Annotated in this window: 15 protein-coding genes; 3 read left to right on the forward strand and 12 right to left on the reverse strand. The window is 36.2% G+C overall.

Annotated features, from left to right (window positions below):
- Positions 1–645: 645 nt before the first annotated feature.
- Positions 646–873, forward strand: coding sequence for a hypothetical protein (locus BLR42_RS07540; protein WP_026497904.1), 228 nt, complete (start codon positions 646–648; stop codon positions 871–873).
- 43 nt (positions 874–916) lie between these two features.
- On the opposite strand, the gene BLR42_RS07545 is transcribed toward BLR42_RS07540, so the two are convergent.
- The 3 genes from BLR42_RS07545 to BLR42_RS07555 form a co-directional block, all read right to left on the reverse strand.
- Positions 917–2,491, reverse strand: a complete 1,575-nt coding sequence (locus BLR42_RS07545; RefSeq protein WP_207648524.1) for an ATP-binding protein — start codon at positions 2,489–2,491, stop codon at positions 917–919.
- Between the two features lie 114 nt (positions 2,492–2,605).
- Complete coding sequence (locus BLR42_RS07550) at positions 2,606–4,651, reverse strand: HAD family hydrolase (protein WP_091867948.1); 2,046 nt, start codon at positions 4,649–4,651, stop codon at positions 2,606–2,608.
- A 129-nt stretch (positions 4,652–4,780) separates the two neighbouring features.
- Entirely contained in the window at positions 4,781–5,710 is a 930-nt protein-coding gene (locus BLR42_RS07555) for an RpnC/YadD family protein (protein WP_091867950.1), read from the reverse strand.
- Positions 5,711–5,942: 232 nt separating this feature from the next.
- On the opposite strand from BLR42_RS07555, the gene BLR42_RS07560 reads away from it, so the two are divergent.
- Entirely contained in the window at positions 5,943–6,281 is a 339-nt protein-coding gene (locus BLR42_RS07560) for a PD-(D/E)XK nuclease family transposase (RefSeq protein WP_170832676.1), read from the forward strand.
- A gap of 26 nt (positions 6,282–6,307) precedes the next feature.
- Here the strand turns inward: BLR42_RS07560 and BLR42_RS07565 are convergent, their stop codons facing one another.
- On the reverse strand, positions 6,308–7,558 hold the full coding sequence (locus BLR42_RS07565) for a glycosyltransferase family 2 protein (protein WP_091867954.1): 1,251 nt from the start codon (positions 7,556–7,558) through the stop codon (positions 6,308–6,310).
- Positions 7,559–7,827: 269 nt separating this feature from the next.
- On the opposite strand from BLR42_RS07565, the gene BLR42_RS07570 reads away from it, so the two are divergent.
- The gene (locus BLR42_RS07570; RefSeq protein WP_170832677.1) at positions 7,828–8,721 is read left to right on the forward strand and encodes an Rpn family recombination-promoting nuclease/putative transposase; all 894 of its coding nucleotides are present in this window, start codon (positions 7,828–7,830) and stop codon (positions 8,719–8,721) included.
- A gap of 44 nt (positions 8,722–8,765) precedes the next feature.
- Here BLR42_RS07570 and BLR42_RS07575 read toward each other — a convergent pair whose 3' ends face one another.
- From BLR42_RS07575 to BLR42_RS07610, 8 genes are all read right to left on the reverse strand, one after another.
- Positions 8,766–9,497 carry an ion transporter gene (locus BLR42_RS07575; RefSeq protein ID WP_091868068.1) on the reverse strand — a complete coding sequence of 244 codons (732 nt, stop codon included), beginning with the start codon at positions 9,495–9,497 and terminating at the stop codon, positions 8,766–8,768.
- Positions 9,498–9,524: 27 nt separating this feature from the next.
- Positions 9,525–10,442, reverse strand: a complete 918-nt coding sequence (locus BLR42_RS07580) for a glycosyltransferase family 2 protein (RefSeq protein WP_091867959.1) — start codon at positions 10,440–10,442, stop codon at positions 9,525–9,527.
- A gap of 83 nt (positions 10,443–10,525) precedes the next feature.
- Entirely contained in the window at positions 10,526–10,912 is a 387-nt protein-coding gene (locus tag BLR42_RS07585; protein ID WP_091867962.1) for a hypothetical protein, read from the reverse strand.
- Between the two features lie 333 nt (positions 10,913–11,245).
- Entirely contained in the window at positions 11,246–12,949 is a 1,704-nt protein-coding gene (locus tag BLR42_RS07590) for a DUF6020 family protein (protein WP_091867964.1), read from the reverse strand.
- Between the two features lie 13 nt (positions 12,950–12,962).
- A complete protein-coding gene (locus tag BLR42_RS07595) occupies positions 12,963–13,589 on the reverse strand; it encodes a hypothetical protein (RefSeq protein WP_091867966.1) in 627 nt (208 codons plus the stop codon).
- A gap of 17 nt (positions 13,590–13,606) precedes the next feature.
- On the reverse strand, positions 13,607–15,841 hold the full coding sequence (locus tag BLR42_RS07600; protein ID WP_091867968.1) for a polysaccharide pyruvyl transferase family protein: 2,235 nt from the start codon (positions 15,839–15,841) through the stop codon (positions 13,607–13,609).
- On the reverse strand, positions 15,834–16,775 hold the full coding sequence (locus BLR42_RS07605; protein ID WP_091867971.1) for a DUF6270 domain-containing protein: 942 nt from the start codon (positions 16,773–16,775) through the stop codon (positions 15,834–15,836). Before BLR42_RS07605 ends, BLR42_RS07600 begins: the two co-directional genes overlap by 8 nt.
- A 16-nt stretch (positions 16,776–16,791) precedes the next feature.
- Positions 16,792–18,975 carry a glycosyltransferase family 2 protein gene (locus BLR42_RS07610; RefSeq protein WP_091867973.1) on the reverse strand — a complete coding sequence of 728 codons (2,184 nt, stop codon included), beginning with the start codon at positions 18,973–18,975 and terminating at the stop codon, positions 16,792–16,794.
- Positions 18,976–18,989: the final 14 nt, after the last annotated feature.

The raw sequence follows: 18,989 nt of genomic DNA on the forward strand, positions 1-18,989 counted from the left end.
ATTGTATTTTTGTGTGTTTTGTTTTTCAAAACATATCTATAGTATAGTTTTTACTTTTTATAAAGTCAATAGTCACTATTTTAAATTTATACTTTTTTTCGTATATTTAATTGCACGTAACAATAATTTATAAACTATTTATTCTGGTGGATATTACACAATATTATCCTATTTTTATCGCTTATTAAATATACAATTCATATCTATCTTTATTGAAACTTGCCGCAATTCCATAAAACCAAATAGTGTCTATAGTATTCTTATTGATTATTTTTGTATCTATAGTATATAATTATGATACAAGGACATCAATATGATAGTATCCTTGAATCACTTTTCTTGGCTCCGGCTTCCTGCAACAAGTCGGAGCCGTTAAATTTTCAAGATATTTACAATCATATTTATACCGTTTCATGCATCCTTTAATATCTCACATTTGTGTTTATTGTGTTTTCTTGAAGAAACATTTCTATTAAATAATAATTAAAATCTTACCCCATATAATTAATCTTTCCTAAAAACAGTTACTATCGTCCGTTTTTTCATTCTGAATGCTACTTTGTACGTCTTACTACGAAAACGTTCTCTCCTTTATATCTTTCGTATAGCTATTGTTTGCGATGATAAAGAAAGGAGATTTCGTTTATGAATTATAACAAAATTAAAGAAATACTCTTTAAACGAGGAAAACTCGGGAAAGCCATTATCCATGCGATGCATACTACAGAAACCTATAAGTATGTAAGAGATGAACTTGATTATCTCCAGCACTCTCGCAATCTCCTACGTGATGAGCTTCTTGCAGCCTATGAGTTTCTGGAAAGATATGATTTGTTTGAGATTTTCCTGGATGATAAGGAAGGTCTGATTTAAAGCAAAAGTAGAGCCGGCGCTTGACGCGCCGGCTCATCTCATCTTAGTTTTTTTCAGCCACTTCCCAGCCTATAAGTTTTCGACTTTCAGAATCAAATGATACGCCTATCTTGTATAGCTTTCTGGAATCAGCGACAAACGGAAGAGCATAATCCTTTGTATCTATCTGCTTTAATGCTGCCTCAGCAGAATCATCCCTCTTAAATTCAAACAGATATATATAATCAGATGTTTCAACTTTACAATCTATACGACCGGTATATGTATGCATCTCGCACTGCACAATCTTCCCAAGCAAAGTAAACACCAAATAGATAACCGATTGAAAATAATGTTCAAATGGATCATCTTTGATAGTGTATGTAATATTTGCGAACAGTGCAGTAAGAAAATCTTTGATATTCTCGAGCTTTCCGCTCTCGATATACTCATCTAAAGTAAATATATCCAGTCCATTCCCGGCATTTGCTTTGGGGACATAAGCCGGCATAAGGTTCTCTATAAAACTGTACTTAACTTCTTCATTTGGAAAGCACAGCGTATATCTTTTCTTTACCTTATCATAATCAGTAATTGTAAGATATCCCGTTTGATATAACAGCGGAACAAGATCTAAAGTGTCACCGGTATAATCTTTCAGAGCAGCTTCATTTGTATATATAGTATTATTAGTAAATTTTCTAAGATCAAACCCTCTTTCCTTAATCTGATGAATCAAAAAAGTGGGGGTACCTGTCTCAAACCAATATGCTCCAAAGTCTTTTGCGAACAAAGCAGACAGTACACTATAAGGGTTATAAATTCCTTCTCCTGACAAATGAAAATGATATCCGTCATAATTCATTTTCAAAGCATTAAAACACTCTTCTTCAGTTAGTTCCTGATACTTGGCAAGCGTCTCTATCTCAGGCGAAAAAGATTCGCGAATCTCTTTGCCTGTAAGCCCACACAGAGCGGCATAATCTCTATCTAAAGATATATCCCGAAGCTGATTTAAGTCACTAAAAATACTAACCTTATGAAATTTTGATACTCCGGTTATAAAAATGAAGTGTATAGATTCATCAGCTTTTTTAAGGCGGCTAAAAAACCCCTTGAAAACATCCTTTATATGATTTTGAAGTTCCTTATGATCAAGCGTATCCAGAAGAGGTTTGTCATACTCATCTATAAGAACAACACATCTTCTCCCGGTCTTTTCTACCGCAAGTTCCAGTACCTTTTGAAATCGGTCTCCTAATGTACGCTGATTATACTGCGTCCCATACACCTCTTCCCAATCGGAAAGCATTCCATCCAAAACAGTTTCGATAGATGTTTCATTATAGTTTTCACCATTAAAATCGAAGTAAAAAACAGGATACTCCGCCCATGCATCCTCATTATTTTTTTCAAGTTCCTCTATCTCCAAACCTGTGAAGAGTTCCTTTTTCCCTTCCCAATAGGCCTTCATAGCAGAAAGCAGCAGGCTTTTTCCGAATCTCCTTGGTCTGCTAAGGAAATAGGGTACATTATTATGCGCCAGCTTATAAATGTATTTTGTCTTATCTACATATAGGAAATTGTCGGTGCGTAATTTCTCAAACCCCTGTATTCCTACCGGAAGTTTCCTCTCCATGGCAGATTTCCTCCAAAACATTCCTGTTTCTGTTTAATATTGTTAAGTATATAATAATCCTACCATAGCAGAGAATATTTGTTAATCCGACATCACATACATGCCTCTCCATCATCAAACCACATTTATCTCAAGCTCGAATTTCTTTTCAATCTCGTGAAGATATCTCTCATTTTTGCAGGCAGCTGCCAGAAGAGGCGCGTACGCATCTCTTCCGCTGATATTGAACATATAAGGATACTCTGCAAAGTGTTCTTTATACTGCGTTACAAAATCAAGGATACCTCGTTGAATCTCTGCAACACCATTAGGATCTACATCCCTTTTGCCAAAGCGCAAGGTAATATCCATATCCGCATCATAAATATCTTCGTCGCCCTTCCTCTCATCGCCTTCATAGAATCCCACAAACTGCGGAGTATCCGATGACAAAAGAAGCTCCCAGAACACATTGTAACCCTTGTCCGGATCATGTTTTTTAAGAAGATCGCGGTTATGGGACTGTGAGTACAGGTACGCCACCATGCGACCTGATTGAAGGAACTGCTCAGCAGCGTCAGGCTCTGCATTGTATACAGTATTCGTCCCGGCAACAATACCTCTGACATCACATCCCAGATTCCACGCTTCACCTGATAGCCTGTATAAAGCCATGGCACCGCTGCCTGCCCAGCCTATATCAACTGCTGCTGCCCGCGAGCATCCTAAGAGCTTAGTCTTATAGTAACATCCTGCTGCCCTTACCTGAGAATCATAAACAGCTCTGACCTCATCCCATTTTGATTCGATAAAACTGCGCAAAATAGAGCTATTCTTATCAGTAAGCTCATCGCCGGCATTAATAGAAGGCGGCAACTCTCCTGCAAGCTCATCAAGTTCCATCGAGCCCAGGATGTCATTAATCGAATACCCCTGATTTACTTTATGGAAGACAAATCTTCTGAAGTAGTCATGCCTGTCCATATCATACATAAGCTTGGTCACAGCTTTTCTTGATAAAAATGCATACTCAGCATTGTCATCCGGATACAGGAGCTTATAAGCTTTTAATAAAATGTCCCCGTCCCTGGACAGGAATAAAAGCTTATCCAGATTCTCCTTAATATAGTAGTCATGGATAAATGCGCAGTAGCCAAGAACAAACAGTCCTCCATAAATATAGCCATATTCATACTCCATGGAATAGACATTTCGGCAACTATAAATTTGGGCATTGACTAACCCTCTGTATGCTGAGCCCACAAGATATGACATATCCTGTGCCCTGTAAAGAAGCTCATTTCTGTTTATAATGGGATAAAGCAGCGTTTCGATACCTGCCTTATTGGCATTTTTAATATCGCTTATAAGATTATCCCCTACATGGATCATTTTGCCGGAGGAGTACTCTTTTTTTACAAGATAGAAAAGTTTACCATCGGCCTTACTGATACCATACTCACATGAAATGTATATCTTGTCTGCACCGGTGAAGCCATTTTTTTCAAGAAGAGTCTCTATATGATCATGAGAAAGATACATATCAGATACTATTATTCTTTTCTTGCCAAGTTTTCCCAGTCTGTTCCATACTTCCAACATGAATGGATTGGCATAGCATAGCGAAAGCTCACACTCCCATTCAAGCCTCATTCCCTTTTCGCTATCTAGTCCCGTATCAGCTGATAGCCTGTCCCAGATGTCGGAGAATCTGATCTCCATATGCCCGTTCTTCTTTTTACATTCAAGTCTTGCGTTAAATTCAGCTTCCATACGTATATCACGGAAGTTAAGCATCCCCAGTTTCTCTCCAACAAAACAGAATACATCCGTGGGTTTTGATAACGATCTGAAAATCAGCGTATCAAATACATCAAAGGATATGACATCATAGCCTTTTAAAACATCAATGACCTGCTCTACTGTCAGATGTGGATTTTTTTCCGCATTTTGAGCAGACTCACTGATGCGGACAGGAACTGATTTTTCCTCATAATATTCAGCCTGTACTATGCTCCCAAGAGAATCAATATGCAAAACATGGTACCCCAGATTTAGCCAAATCAGATAAAGCCAGGAAATAAGCTTTTTTACTCCTGTTGCTCCATCGTGATAGCTATGATATCTCTGTTTTATTCCGGGTATTTTATTAACCAATGCCTGGTATATTTTCATCTTCATGGATATTTCTCCTCTGTTTTTTTGAAGCAATAAAAGCTCCTGATATAAAGTAATTTCATACTTTACATCAGGAGCTTTATTAATTGTTTTAATAGCGCAAATGACACATAAAATAAACTTAATTTCTAATTATTTATTACTGCCATTTTTATATGCCTGATACTCATTTAGCAGCTTATCAAGCGTCGAAGCATCATCAATAGCTTTGGTAATATCCTCACTTCTCCCACATTCAACAAGCCAGGAATATAGTTCATTAACCAGTTGTACTCCTTGCTTTATTCCTTGCTTTACTCCTTGCTTCATACCCTCACCATAGGAGATTTCCTTCTCATTCTTAATATGGAGTGCTTCATCATATTCAGTAAGTAACATATCTGTAGCCTCCCTTCTATGCTCTCTCAAAAACTCGGCAAGAATGCCTTCTATTATGCATCTGTCTATTGCTGCATCAATCGCCGCTCTACGTGCTTCCTTAGAATTCGATTCCCTTTTAGATAATTCCTCTCGAACATAAAACACAAGCGTAGCATATTCTCTGAGAGTTTTACATTTCTCCATCAGCTTTCGGTTATGTCCGTAATTTATGTTCAGTAGAGTTGCCGTACACTCGATGCAAGGTTCAAGAACCTTTTTCTTACTAAATGCATCGCTTAATCTAAGTTCCATACGATCCGGCTCATCTGTCGTACCATTGTAAAAAACAATGAACTGCGGTGTCGGAATCATTACCAGTTTACTACTGTAAATGTCATTTTGTTCCTTGAATAGTTTCCTATACAACGCTGCAAAATACAGGAATCCTCTAAATGGCATATTGGGATTAACAGTACTCTGGTGCTCATATAAGTTAAGCACATCTGTTATCAGAAAGGAAATGTCATTCTTCATCCCCATATAGATGAAATCCTCAACGGTATTTAAATCAATATCATCAGGATTATCATACTCCGTTCCGTTAACAGCATTATATAGGTCAAGGAGTTCTTTCTTATCTGAAAACAGTTTTACAAACAGCCTCGACTTATACTCACGATTTACATTTACTTCATCACTCAATTTCTTACCTCCATTATATTTTCTAGTATTTATAGTTGCAAGTAACTTATTGTTGGAGACAAGAACAGAATGAATTCAAAAAAATATAAAATAGCCACTAAACCTATCGTCGGAAAAATAAATGGAAAAAATGGATGATACATCCGGATGTCTCCGCAAATCTGAAACATGCTAATGTAATATATCATCCGATACTCGTTTTGTAAAGTATGAAATTATCAATGTGCAAAACTTGCCAGAACGTTCTCTTTCATATCTGTGCAGGAACTACGACACACTTAATCATAGAGACAGCTATCTTAATGCAAAAACCGCATATCAGATCGGGCTCTTAAACTTTACGCTCTTTGAAACCCATCCTGAATTCTATGCTTCGTACAAAATGATGAATGAAAAGAGTCATCAAATTTATAGTGACAAGCTCCAACTCCGCGTGCTAGACTTAACTCAGAACGATGTTCGTATCTTCTATCAAAAACAGCTTGATGAAAAAGATGCTGAAATCGAAGCCCTAAAAAAGCAGATTGAAAATTTTAAAGAACAAACAATAAGTATTTACCTCACCTTGTAAAAGGTGAGGTGTTTATTCCACAAACTCTACAAATACCTCTCCCTAAATCTCCTCTCTGCAATTCTCCACAACACCGCATTCTTATATCTGCTGATACGCTTATCCATCAACTTCCTGTGATGTAATTCGGAATCTATCTTATACAGCCACTCCTGCCCCTTCATAAAATCCAATAGCGCAAGGATGGTATAGTACTCTGAAGCATAATCTCCACAAACATGGAATGAGCTTATTCTTGCTTTCCACCACTCCAACATTTCGAAATAATCCATAAGTCCATATTTCTCGTTCACAAACAGAGGATTTCTCATATCATAATATTGAATAATCGGATTCTGCCTATATACTGCCGTTTCATGCCACACCTGGATACCATTTAAGATTATTGGTCGTCCCCCACCATTTTCTAAAAATCGAAGTCCATACTCCACATCATCGCAATGGATGAAAAAAGGCATGATATCGTTTTTGCTGCAAAACTCATACGGATAACAGCAAAACCACCATCCTCCATAATCAGCCCCTCCTGAAAAGTTCAATGGAATGCGCGTATCAGGCAATAAATCACTTTCTTCAAAAGTGGCACCATTATCACTAAAATCCTTTTTACTCATATCTTCCATGAATGCGACATGCTGCAATATACCCCTGTTCCATATCTCTGCAGCTGTATACTGCACTGTAGGATAATCCAGGCAGAACATCCTCCCTGCAACAGAGCAGTTGTAATATTCAGGTTTCATGTATGTCAAAAGAGCATACAACCGATAAAACGTTTCAGGCAAAAAGTCCGCATCATCATCCATAAAAATCACATGTGTAAACTCAGCATTAACGGCTCTGATATATTCAAGTCCCTTCTGGAAGCCTCCTGATCCTCCGGTATTCCGATTTGGAATAACCTTAAGAAAGTCGCTATCACAATCTTCTAATTCCAAAGCCTTTCCTTCACCGGCCTCATTGTCCACTATAAAAATATATAAATGTCTGAAATAATCTGATTCCCTAGAATCAAAAAACTTCATAGTCATAAGTTTTTTAACATTCTTCTCAATTTGCTCATGCCTATGGTAGGTACAAATAATTAGTGCCAAAGTAACCGCTCTTCTTTGCTGTACCGCAACCGGCGCATATCCACGGTTACCGCAATCATCACTCTCTATCTGCCATTTCGTAATACCGGTATACTTTTCCCATGCATGGACATCAAAAAAATTGAGGTATGCTTTTATTTCATCATATTTTTTATTTTCACTTACAATATGTTGAGCAAACATAAAAACTCCTGAAATATAACCTCTTCTTTACGGTTTGTTACTCATATTTTATTCCGTGTATTGCAAAATATATTTAATTGTGATATATTGTCCAAGCATCATCTCGATGCACCCGAAGAACATCTTTCTAACGGTTTATTTCCATTTCTTTTTGAAACAGGATTTAATCGCATTTTTTTACAGATGCAGTAGCATCTGACCGTATAACAATGCCTTTTCCACATTGTTATTATTCATACTCTACAAGCAGAAAGGATTTATTTTACTACATGGAAAAACGCAATAAAACTAATCAGTTTACCAAAAATAGCGAAGCAGGTATCACCCTGCCTGCTTCCGGCACTTTGGAAATCCCGATGACCAACGACTATCTCTTCAGGGCTTTGCTTCAAAGGAATAATCATGTTTTACAGGTTCTCATTCAGGATCTGCTACACCTGCCATCTGACTCTGTGGTTTCAGTAACAATTACTAACCCCATAGTCCTCGGAGAAACAATTGATGCAAAAACATTTATCCTGGATATCAATGTCCTTCTTGGTGATAACGCAAACATAAACCTTGAAATGCAAGTAATAAACGAGCAAAACTGGCCAGAGCGATCACTATCATATCTATGTAGGAACTATGACACTCTTAACCACGGCGAAAATTACCTGGATGCCAAAACAGCATATCAGATTGGTATCTTAAACTTCACACTTTTTGAAGAATACCCTGAGTTCTATGCGTCATACAAGTTGATAAACGAAAAGACTCATCATATTTATAGTGACAAGCTCCAACTCCGCGTGCTAGACTTAACTCAGATAGAGTTAGCAACAGATGAAGACAAAGCCCATAACATTGATTACTGGGCGAAACTCTTCAACGCAAAAACATGGGAGGAACTGAATATGTTAGCTTCCGAAAAAGATATACTAAAAGAGGCATCTGAAACAGTTTATACCCTCACCCAGGAAGAAAAAATCCGACTCCAGTGCCAGGCTCGTGAGGACTACTATCGTACTCAGAACGATGTTCGCATCTTTTACACCAGACAGCTGGAAGAAAAAGATGCTGAAATTGAGGCCCTCAAGCAACAAAAAGATGCCGAAATCACTCAAAAAGATGCTGAAATCGAAGCCCTGAAAAAACAGATTGAAGATTTAAAGAACAAATAATACTAATTTATCATACGCCTCGCCTGGAAAAAGGTGAGGCGTTTTTACTTGCCTGTAGGCTTCTCCCCACTTCTTTTTGACAGCGCATTCAGATACCCCGCTGTCACAATACCGGAAGGTAACGCCACAATTGCAATTCCAAACACAGACGATATCATCGCCACTGTTCTCCCCACAGTCGTAACCGGATAAATATCTCCATATCCCACCGTTGTCAAAGAAACGGTCGCCCAATATATCGCATCAAAAAATGTCTTAAAGGACTCCGGCTCCACGCTAAAAACCACAAGTGCTGAAACAAACACATACCCCATTGCAAGAGATGCCACCTCAAGAAGCGCTCTCTTTGACTCCTTCATTACTACAACCAGAATCTCCATACTGCCGGAATACCTAATTGTCCGAAATACTCTAAACACTCTAAGTGCCTTAATAAATCTGAAAACCCTGAGTATTCTCAAGCTCTTATCAAGATATGTAATAAAAGGAAGAATTGATAGCATATCAATGATAGCCATAGGCGTAAAGGGGTACTTAATGAAAGATGTTACGCTTTTCTTTCCTAGCTTATAATCGGCAGTAATCCACCTGAGTATGTAATCGATAATGAAAACTATCGCAGCTGCTCTGTCTGTAACAGTGAGAATAGGTCTGCTTTCTTTGAACATAAGAGGTGCTATGCTGATAATTATAAAAAATAGCATGATGGCATCATACCAATCACTTAGCTGATCATCTTTTGTTCTCTCAACAATTTCATAAATGCGTTTTCTCATACCCTTTACCAAGTATTTTCTTAATCTTTATACATTATGAAGCTGATTTAAATATCTCTCAAAATCCTGCCTACTCTTCTTATGAAGCGCTGATAGAATTACTCCACAAAACGCAAGAAGAATGGCTGTTATCCATATGAATACCACCATTATCAGCGTCGGGATTTTCAGTACTATCCCCGTTGCCCAGTATGCCTTTAAGATTGGAATAAAAAACAACAATCCGATGATTATTAAGGCTGTACTTAGTGTACAGAAGAATTTCATAGGTCTGGTATCTCTGAAAAGTTGAACAACAGTCAATAAAACCTTAATACCATCAGAAAATGTATTCAGTTTTGACACACTTCCTTCGGGGCGATCTCTGTATTCTATAGGAACCTCAACAAGTTTAAGATTATTCTCAAGTGCAAAAATCGTCATTTCCGTTTCAATCTCAAAACCTTTTGACATTATTGCAAAGCTCTTTACAAAATCCCTACTAAAAGCACGTGCCCCAGTCATTATGTCATTCACATGAGATTTATAAAGGTGATTTATCAACCATCTGACAAGTACATTACCGAAATTATGAAAAGGTCGTTTATTCTCTTGAAAATATGTAGAAGATAGCCTATCCCCTATCGCCATGTCTGCCTGCCCTTCGAGAACAAATCGCTCCAACACAGGACCAAATGACGCAGGATAAGTATTATCTCCATCGACCATGATATAGCAGTCAGCTTCTATGTCCCGGAACATCGTTCGAACAACGTTGCCTTTTCCTTGGCGTGGCTCATGCCGAACAATAACACCACAGTCCTCAGCAATCTTGGCTGTGCTATCCGTGGAATTGTTGTCATACACATATATCTCCGCTTGAGGCATTGCGTTTTTAAAGTCCTCAACGACCACTTTTATTGTTGCTTCTTCGTTATAGCAGGGTATTAGTATTGCAGTTTTCATATTTTAACTCTCCAAAAATGCATAAGCATTCACTATCTCTATCGCCTACAATTAGAGTTCAATAATTTTACGCAGCCCAATTTTCAACAACTTCTGCCTCCAATGCATTCGCTTTCCCATATGCTATTTCCATCATCTCTTTTAAAAGTTGAATTGCTATCTTCCTCATTTTCTACAACAATTTCATAATCATCATTATATGCATCACTTAGTAACTGATTACTATCAACAATCCTGCAACCGAACTCATAAAGATCATCCAACGCATCAACATTTTCAATTTCTGGCAGTAATACGGTTTTTACGCTGTAATTATGAGTTCTGAAAGATACCGTCTTTTTTCTTATTGGTATTTGCAGAACCAGCTTCCCGTCAAGCAAAATCTCATCTTCTGATGCCCCATATTCTATGCGCGGAAGCTTATAATCTATCCTGTAATACGGGTAAATGTTTATGTTGAAATTATTCACTTCCGTCCCACTATTTGTTATTTTTTCTGATTCTATCTTTTAATGATTTTCAGAATAACTTGCCACTACATCTACAATCGACTGCATTTAAGCCTTTTGAAGCTCCGCTTGCTTTTTATAGATTCGATTAGCTGAAATCGCAAGTACTGAAGTGATGAAAGAAAAAATGCCGAGGGAAAAGCCATTTTAATAATTCAACACGCTTTTTGTGCACTATATGAGCAGATATCTCATCAGAATGTTTTTTATCTCTGGGATATTATGCTTCACATCATCTTTCTTCTTACTCTTAGTACTTTTTGACAATATCTATTCTCTTTTGACCAGTTAATATCAAATACTTTCTAACGCTTGTATGTCATTATTATCTATCCTGCTTGCATTTATAATCAGCATCATACACAACGGCATGACAAGCGTTATTGGAAATTGATAACGATAAATAAGAGATGCTGGTGTGGCCATAAAATTGGTAACTGAAAAAACATATATTGGAATCAAACTACCTATTGTAGCAAGCCGCTTATTTTTATCATCAGATCCAACTCTTGTTACAATCCAGTATGCCGAGAATAGTTGAAATAATATGGCTATCACTCTAAAAAATCTCATCATAGACTCCGTTAGCCCATCATATATTGAGTCAATGTCAAGTTTTATGTCTTTTGGAAGCATCTCTGGCTCATTTTGTAGTTTTACATGACCAAGATAAACAGCCCAAAATGTATTTTTATCAGTAATATTATTACCAATAGAAGAAAAAATAGACTGCTTTTCGTACAATGGTGTACCATAGCACAAACTCCATAGCCCATACGTATGGTTTAAATACGCATTAACGCATATATCAGGATTTTTACTCAATATATCGAGATAAACCTCTATAAATTTCATTTTATTATCATTCAAATAACCATTGCTAAAGCTATTATTGTACTTAACAGCATCAACATTTGTTCTAAGATAATTAGCTTTCCATTTATCAATAGGCATAATGCCATTCAAGAACTCTCGGTCTTCATCTGAGATTACACCATCCACTCTAATAACTGCTCCAATCTGACTAATCATAATCCCAGTTGATTCTCTAAAGCTTACTTCCGGTTTTTTTGCAACCTTGAAATTGTTATAATCTGCAAAAGATGATATTAAGCTCATTACAACTATCATTGCGATTAAAAAGATACAAAATTTTCTTTTTTTCCCAGTCAATACAAATGCAATAAACAGACAAGATGCAATAATCACATATCTTCCATTCGACCTGGTAAACCAAATTCCTGCCGATGAAATAATCAACATTATATAAGTAGTTCGTTTAATATCTGAAATATTATCTCTTTTTTCGATCACATCGAACACACACGGAATAAACAGTAAGAAGCAATAAGAAAAGGGAACATCCTTTACAAGAGTAACTGCATATCGACTTATTACCGGATTCAAAACAAAAAATAAACAATAGAGATAAATATTCTTGCATATTCTGTTGTTACTTAACCATATACACGAATAAGTTATTGACAGGGAAAACAAAATCATCTGTATTATCATATAAAGTGAGAACGCATTAGTCATATTTCCCATAAGAGAGGACATTATCCTCATAAAATGATAAATATAAAAATGAAATAATGGTGGTTGTGCACTTGTGTACGGTGTCATAAAAGCTGTAATTGTATCATTCATAGCACAGCCAGGATAGTATCTCAAATATGCTAGTGAAAAAGATACCATTACCATCAAAAATATTACAACGCCATTGGCATTACGATATTCAGAGCTGGTGTACTTACATGTTGTACCGAAAATCTTTCCCAAAAAGGAATTATCAAGAACACGATAAACAAATGCCCCGATTACAGCTATTATTATCAATGTGCCGGAAAGATAATCTCCTTTTAAATCATCAATCCCGTTAGTTCCCTCAATGTATGGTAAAATCCTATAAGATAATACCAAAAGTATCGAAACCATAAGAGAAAACACAACTCTAATAATTTCTGTTTTCTTCCACTTCCTCATATCCATTAGCATGGTGATTCTCCACTTAATTCATTTCTACTATTGACGGATAAAATGTATAATTCTCCGGAATCGTAAAGCCTTTAAAAACGTAGAGCGAAATAGCATAAATCCCCAGGTATCTACCATCAGTATTATCAATTATTATTTCACCACCATTTACAATTTTCTTATTATCATCCAAGCTTGCATGTAAAACCTCTGTAGTTCCGTCAGTTTTCATTACTCCTATATCAAGTTTACAAGCATTTGTAATAAGATTTTCGTCAACGCCTTGGAAAAAAATATATTTTTTGTTTTCCAACGGAACTTCTATACGTTGATCATTAGCGCATACTCTAAAAACGACACTATCTTGGGTACATGTTCCACTTAGAGAAATAGTTCTATCCCCATTATCTGTAATAGTTATTCCATTTTGAGTCTTTGTTGTCTCAGAATATGGAAATGGAATTAAATTCGATTCTCTTGAAGCGCTTGCCTCATGGGTATTCTGTATTTCGTTAAGTTTTATACTATTGCTTCTACCAACAGCTATAGCATATAGAGCCATAACCAAAGCAATAATTCCGATTAACGTATTTAGAGAAATATCTATCTTAGCAGTTTCTTTTTGTTTATCTTTTTCGGCAATATCTTTTTTTAGTTCCATATCTATTTTTCCTCGTTTTATATCCGTTTTTCATTTTCCCATACATAATCTGAAAATACATCTTCCTCTGTAAGTGATGTATCATGCTTAGCTATTGTCTTTTCTTTCAGCCAGGATAGCGCTTTTACCTTTTCGTTTTCTAAAATATTGTTCACTTCAGAATAATCAATATTTTGATAATCCCGCTGATAATCATATTGTTCCAATTGATTCTCTTTGATTAAACATTTTTCCAGCTTTAATAGTTGGAATAACGATTCAAACCTTGTTGCGCCACGTCTATCATTGCATATTGTAATCATTTGCTTTTCATAAATCAGTCCAAAGCATGCTCCATGATGTGAATCTGTAACTATAAAAGCACTGTTTCTTATAAGACTAATAAAATCTTCTATTGTCGCGTTGCTAATAATGTTTAACTCTTCTCTTATAGCATCATCTATTATTTCAAACCTCATATCCAAAAGAACAACAGCCTTTAACATCAAAGCCTTTTCTATTGCATGCACCATTTTTTTCTTTTCTTCTGTCAAATCAAGAATATAGAAAAACACATATGGTTCATCAAAAATCAAATTAGATTCATCAGCCGCTTTATCATAATGAGACTTTTTGCAAAGAAAAACCGGATCCAACATTCGAAGGGTATCAATACCAAATCTTTCTTTGCATATATTTACACCCGATGTTTCTCTAACAGATATGGCATCGAATCTTCTTAGCAGCATTGAAATTGTTATTTTTTCTCTGTCTGTAGTCTGAAAATCAGATCGTCCAAGTGATGTTGCATAAGCTATTTTTTTCTTTTTTTCATCAGCAAAAGCTAAATAGAAAATATGCCCCACTAAATCTTTATACCAATCAACCCACAGTTGATCAGAGCCTAATAAAAAGCCATCACAAAAAACATTTGTTTCGGCCATTTTATCAAAAGTTCGTTCTTTTGATATATAAAAATGCTTTGCCATAAACTCTATGTTCTTCTCTGTTATCTTTTCCCATGGCGTTCCGTCTTTCTTTGGTATTCTAATAAGTATAGGCAAATAGTCCATATCCAAGAGAATTTTTCCAAGAGCAAAATAAGTAAGCACGCTTCCATAGTTTGAAGCAAACCACCATCCAACAAGTCCAAAATCATATCTCCATTCATGGCCATACCATAAAGAATTATGATAGCCCTTAGATGATAAGTGTTTAAAAAAATACTTTCTCCCCGGTGCCATTTTTTGTGGTCTATTTAACTGTCCGTTATACTTCGCGGCTGCTTCAAAAGGTGCTTCCTTACTCAGCTTCAATAATGGTACTATATGCTCATATAAATATAATCCTTTAGAATTATTTATTAGAACAAGGCTAGTTCCTCCGCCGTCATTACAGCTCTCATCCCACTTTTGTACTTGCCAAAAGTCCCCAAGCGTAATATCTCCTACTCTCCTCTTTTGCGCATAATGGCATGTTGCACAACATTTTCTATTTATTATCCCATTTAAAAATCCATCGTTCCATTTTGACAAATGGTACGGATAATCATCCATCGTTCCATCTGTGTATCTAATTGTAACCGGCGTTGACCACCCATGAAGACTCTTATCTCTAAAATTCACACTTTCTATTTGCCTTCCTTTTGCGATTTCATCAATATAGCTTTGATATGCAAATACAGAGTTAGCTCCGTGGCAAACTATATCCACTGTGTACAAATTCTCATATTCATCATGTAAAAAAGATTTTAGGCCACTAACCTGACATGGGCACCCTGAAAAAAGAACCTTGTTTCCATTTTTCAATACCCTTTCTATTTCAATATAGCAATCACCAACTGAGCTTTGTACATATTTTGATCCCCGCATCCTTATTAAATCATGCTCATTATTTGACAAAACATGCATTACTGTACGATAATCATCACTATAAACTGCCCCGCATACATAGCCGTTCTGACTAATTATGTATTCAGATATAGCAGAAAATAGTCCCCCTGAGGAACTTTTTAATCTTATAGCATCATCAGAGACCATCGCTGCTTTACAATTGATTGGTTCTTGCAGAGACTCTAATAATTTATCAACCTCTTTTTCTGGACACCGTTTCAAACATATGCCACAGTTAATACACATAGAATCATCTAAAAATGGAAACAAAAAACCTTCAGAATTATATTTCATGGTTATAGCATTAGCTGGACAGCTACTATAACATGCTGCGCAGCCAGTGCATTTTTCCTCAGGTATATTTTTTATAGTTTTATTCATTGCTTACAGCCAATCCCCTTACCCTTGAAAACTTGTTTTCATATTGCTTTTTTAGGAACTGTAATTCCCTCTCAATTAGAATTTTTCGATCACTAGTGTTAGTAGCATTATCCTTTGCAATCAGTTTTATTGCTGTAGCTGCATATTCGTAATACAATTCATCATAATGAAGTGGATGCGTTCCCCATATATGATTACTGTTTATAAAAACACCCTCTGGAAAAGGAATGATATATGCATCTTTAGTTTTTTCGAGAAGTATCTTTTCAGCAGCCTCTATAAGCTGATTCCCTTTCTTCCTTCTCCAAGGTTCATCTATTCCTTTGTATCTGTCAGTATTCTTTGTAAGTGAATACATTCTATTTTCATTATCATCACGAACTTCATCGCATAAGCGTGTCTGGATATATATAATATGGTGGGTATCATATATTTTCAAAAGAGAATCTATATATCTTTCTATGTTTTCAGCATATTGCCTGGCATTTCTATCGGCAAAATGCCAATCAGCAATTTTAAACTCCGCTGTCCTACTCTTTATCTCTTCTCCCCACTTATATGTATCCCAACATACTGGCATCATTCCAAACTGGTCTTTATATTGCCATAATTGTAGTGGGAACCGCTCATTAGCAAAATCCAACACAAGCCATTTTTGCCCCCCGGGACAGTCGTTTATTTTATTACATATTCCGTTATTTTTATTGCCTAGCACTTCAAACAAATTACCCATTATTAGCAGCTTTGCCATTCTTCTCATAAAATCTGATTTTCCAAATAATGGCAGATATCCATCTAGCGAGCTGAGACATCTGTCGCATGTATGCGCATTTATATACAATGTAATCTTTTTATCCAAGGAATATACTTCCTGATCCAAGTAATTAAATATATCCCTGGACACACAACATCCCAAGACATCAAATGTAGGCATATATAGTAATTTGCTCCTATCCTAGTTTTTGTAAAATCAAGCACATATAGTCATAAAAAGCTGCCCTTGATGGAGGCAGTACTTTTAGCAACACTCGTTTCACTATTCCGGCATCATTCCAATTCTTTGGAGTATCAGTATCAACCTCAAAGTTCCCTTGTCTACACATATTAAGAAATTTTTTACCATCATCGGTAATCTCTGGCTCATATTGATTAAGCTTGTACGAGTCAATAAGTGATATGAATCTGTTTGCGCCCTTATTTCTGTATGGCATAGGGCAAGACATAATCGCATCAAATGCAAAATCAATTGCAAATGGTAACAATTCCTTCGTATAACACAAGTTATTCTGCAAAGAATATCCCAATATGCTCTCCAATATGTCAATTTGTTCCTTCGCAAACTGTTCCGGTTTCTTTTTTATCTTATTCATAGCAGAATCTTCACTATCAGCTCTGTAATGGTAGAGTTTGTCAGATATTACTGCCACTCCATCAGCATTATGTAGTGCTGATATCATGAATATGGCATCTTCACCATACTTTCTTTCTTCTATAAACGAAACCTGTTTTCTTATGACATATTCCTTTTTATATGCACATCGCCAACAAAATACACTTAAGTATTTTTTTGAAAAAATATCTTCAGCAGCTACTTTTTCAAAATACAAATCCGGTGTTGTCAGTACCCTAAAAAACCATTCATCAGGTCGCCGATCATCCATAAGGAATGGTTCTCCGCCAAACACCAGCATATCCGGCTCATTATTCGAAATTATTGATTCGCAGACAATCTTACATGTGTCTTTATCAAAATGATCATCCGCATCCAATAGTAAAATATATTTTCCTGTAGCGCTCTTTAGTCCAAGGTTTCTGGCATGCGATACGCCACTATTACCCGTAGATATCAATTTGATTCTATTATCACATTTTTGAAAACTCTTTATTATTTCCCCACTTTTATCTGTAGAACCATCATTTATGCAGATCACTTCATAATTGCTGAAGCTCTGATAACGCAAGCTGTCCAGGCATGCCTGGATATGCTTCTCGGCATTATATACAGGGATGATGATTGAAAAAAATGGATTATTATTTTCAGCCACCTTGTCTTCCTCTGGCATATTTGATGCCGCCTGTACTATCTGCTTAATAGTTTTTTCTTTATTATTGGCTATGCGTTCGTCATCTCTCCAAACGTGATATTCAAAAGGTTCTCTTGCAATCCTTACAATATCGCGTTTTTTCCACCAGCACGGTCCAAATGGAATCTTATCAGCACCATACTCAAATATCATTTCTTCAAAAATAGGAGATATTTTATACAAAAAATCCAATCTCTTATTTGGACTAAGTAATTCGTACATCCAAATACACGCATCGTAAAAAGCACTGACATAAATAAGCGGAAGCGAACACACTTCATCATCAGCACCCTCATCTTCTGAATCTTTTTTATTTTCCAAGCCACTTATGAATCTTTTGATTTCTCCATATTCTTTAAGAACAAAATCCGATTTTTTATCTGCATTATTTACAGATGAGCCTTCATTATCCTGCCGATAAAAATACAGTTTATCAGAAATACATGCCATTTTTTCTGCGCATGCAAGAATTTTAAAAGTAAAACTGGTATCTTGATACGATGCTCCAGGTGTGTTCAAAAATAAAATATTATTATTTCTCAAAAAGTCTGCTCTGTATATTGCTGACCATATAGAAGGCTTTCTACTGAACATCGTTCCTTGTTTAAACTTCTTTGGTTCAAAAATGTAGTTACACTCTTCCGGCAAACAAGCTTCGTGTGGAATAATCTTATCCGTATCTGCCCACCACAAATAAAAATTAGCTTTCACCACATCAAGCTCATATTTATTCGCAGTAGTATATAAGCGTTCAAACATCTCCCGCCTTATATAATCATCACTTTCAACGATACCTATGTATTCTCCCGTAGCGATTTTCATCGCTTTATTCATAGAATCTCCATAACCGCTATTCGTTTTGTTCAAAACAATGATACGATCATCCTCTACCGCATACTCTTCAAGTATCTGTAGCGTTCCATCCGTTGATCCATCATTTATACAGATAATCTCAATATCTGATAGTGTTTGTTCCAACACACTCTCAAGACATTTTCTTATGAATTTCTCCACGTTGTAACACGGAACTAGCACTGACACTTTAGCCATTATCCATACATCTC

The organism is Butyrivibrio sp. INlla16, from assembly GCF_900104155.1.
Taxonomy (GTDB): Bacteria; Bacillota; Clostridia; order Lachnospirales; family Lachnospiraceae; genus Butyrivibrio.

Coding starts and splice junctions, on each gene's coding strand:
- BLR42_RS07540 (WP_026497904.1), top strand. CDS start 646: ATGAATTATAACAAAATTAAAGAAATACTCTTTAAACGAGGAAAACTC.
- BLR42_RS07545 (WP_207648524.1), bottom strand. CDS start 2,491: ATGGAGAGGAAACTTCCGGTAGGAATACAGGGGTTTGAGAAATTACGC.
- BLR42_RS07550 (WP_091867948.1), bottom strand. CDS start 4,651: ATGAAGATGAAAATATACCAGGCATTGGTTAATAAAATACCCGGAATA.
- BLR42_RS07565 (WP_091867954.1), bottom strand. CDS start 7,558: ATGTTTGCTCAACATATTGTAAGTGAAAATAAAAAATATGATGAAATA.
- BLR42_RS07570 (WP_170832677.1), top strand. CDS start 7,828: ATGGAAAAACGCAATAAAACTAATCAGTTTACCAAAAATAGCGAAGCA.
- BLR42_RS07575 (WP_091868068.1), bottom strand. CDS start 9,497: ATGAGAAAACGCATTTATGAAATTGTTGAGAGAACAAAAGATGATCAG.
- BLR42_RS07580 (WP_091867959.1), bottom strand. CDS start 10,442: ATGAAAACTGCAATACTAATACCCTGCTATAACGAAGAAGCAACAATA.
- BLR42_RS07590 (WP_091867964.1), bottom strand. CDS start 12,949: ATGCTAATGGATATGAGGAAGTGGAAGAAAACAGAAATTATTAGAGTT.
- BLR42_RS07595 (WP_091867966.1), bottom strand. CDS start 13,589: ATGGAACTAAAAAAAGATATTGCCGAAAAAGATAAACAAAAAGAAACT.
- BLR42_RS07600 (WP_091867968.1), bottom strand. CDS start 15,841: ATGAATAAAACTATAAAAAATATACCTGAGGAAAAATGCACTGGCTGC.
- BLR42_RS07605 (WP_091867971.1), bottom strand. CDS start 16,775: ATGCCTACATTTGATGTCTTGGGATGTTGTGTGTCCAGGGATATATTT.
- BLR42_RS07610 (WP_091867973.1), bottom strand. CDS start 18,975: ATGGCTAAAGTGTCAGTGCTAGTTCCGTGTTACAACGTGGAGAAATTC.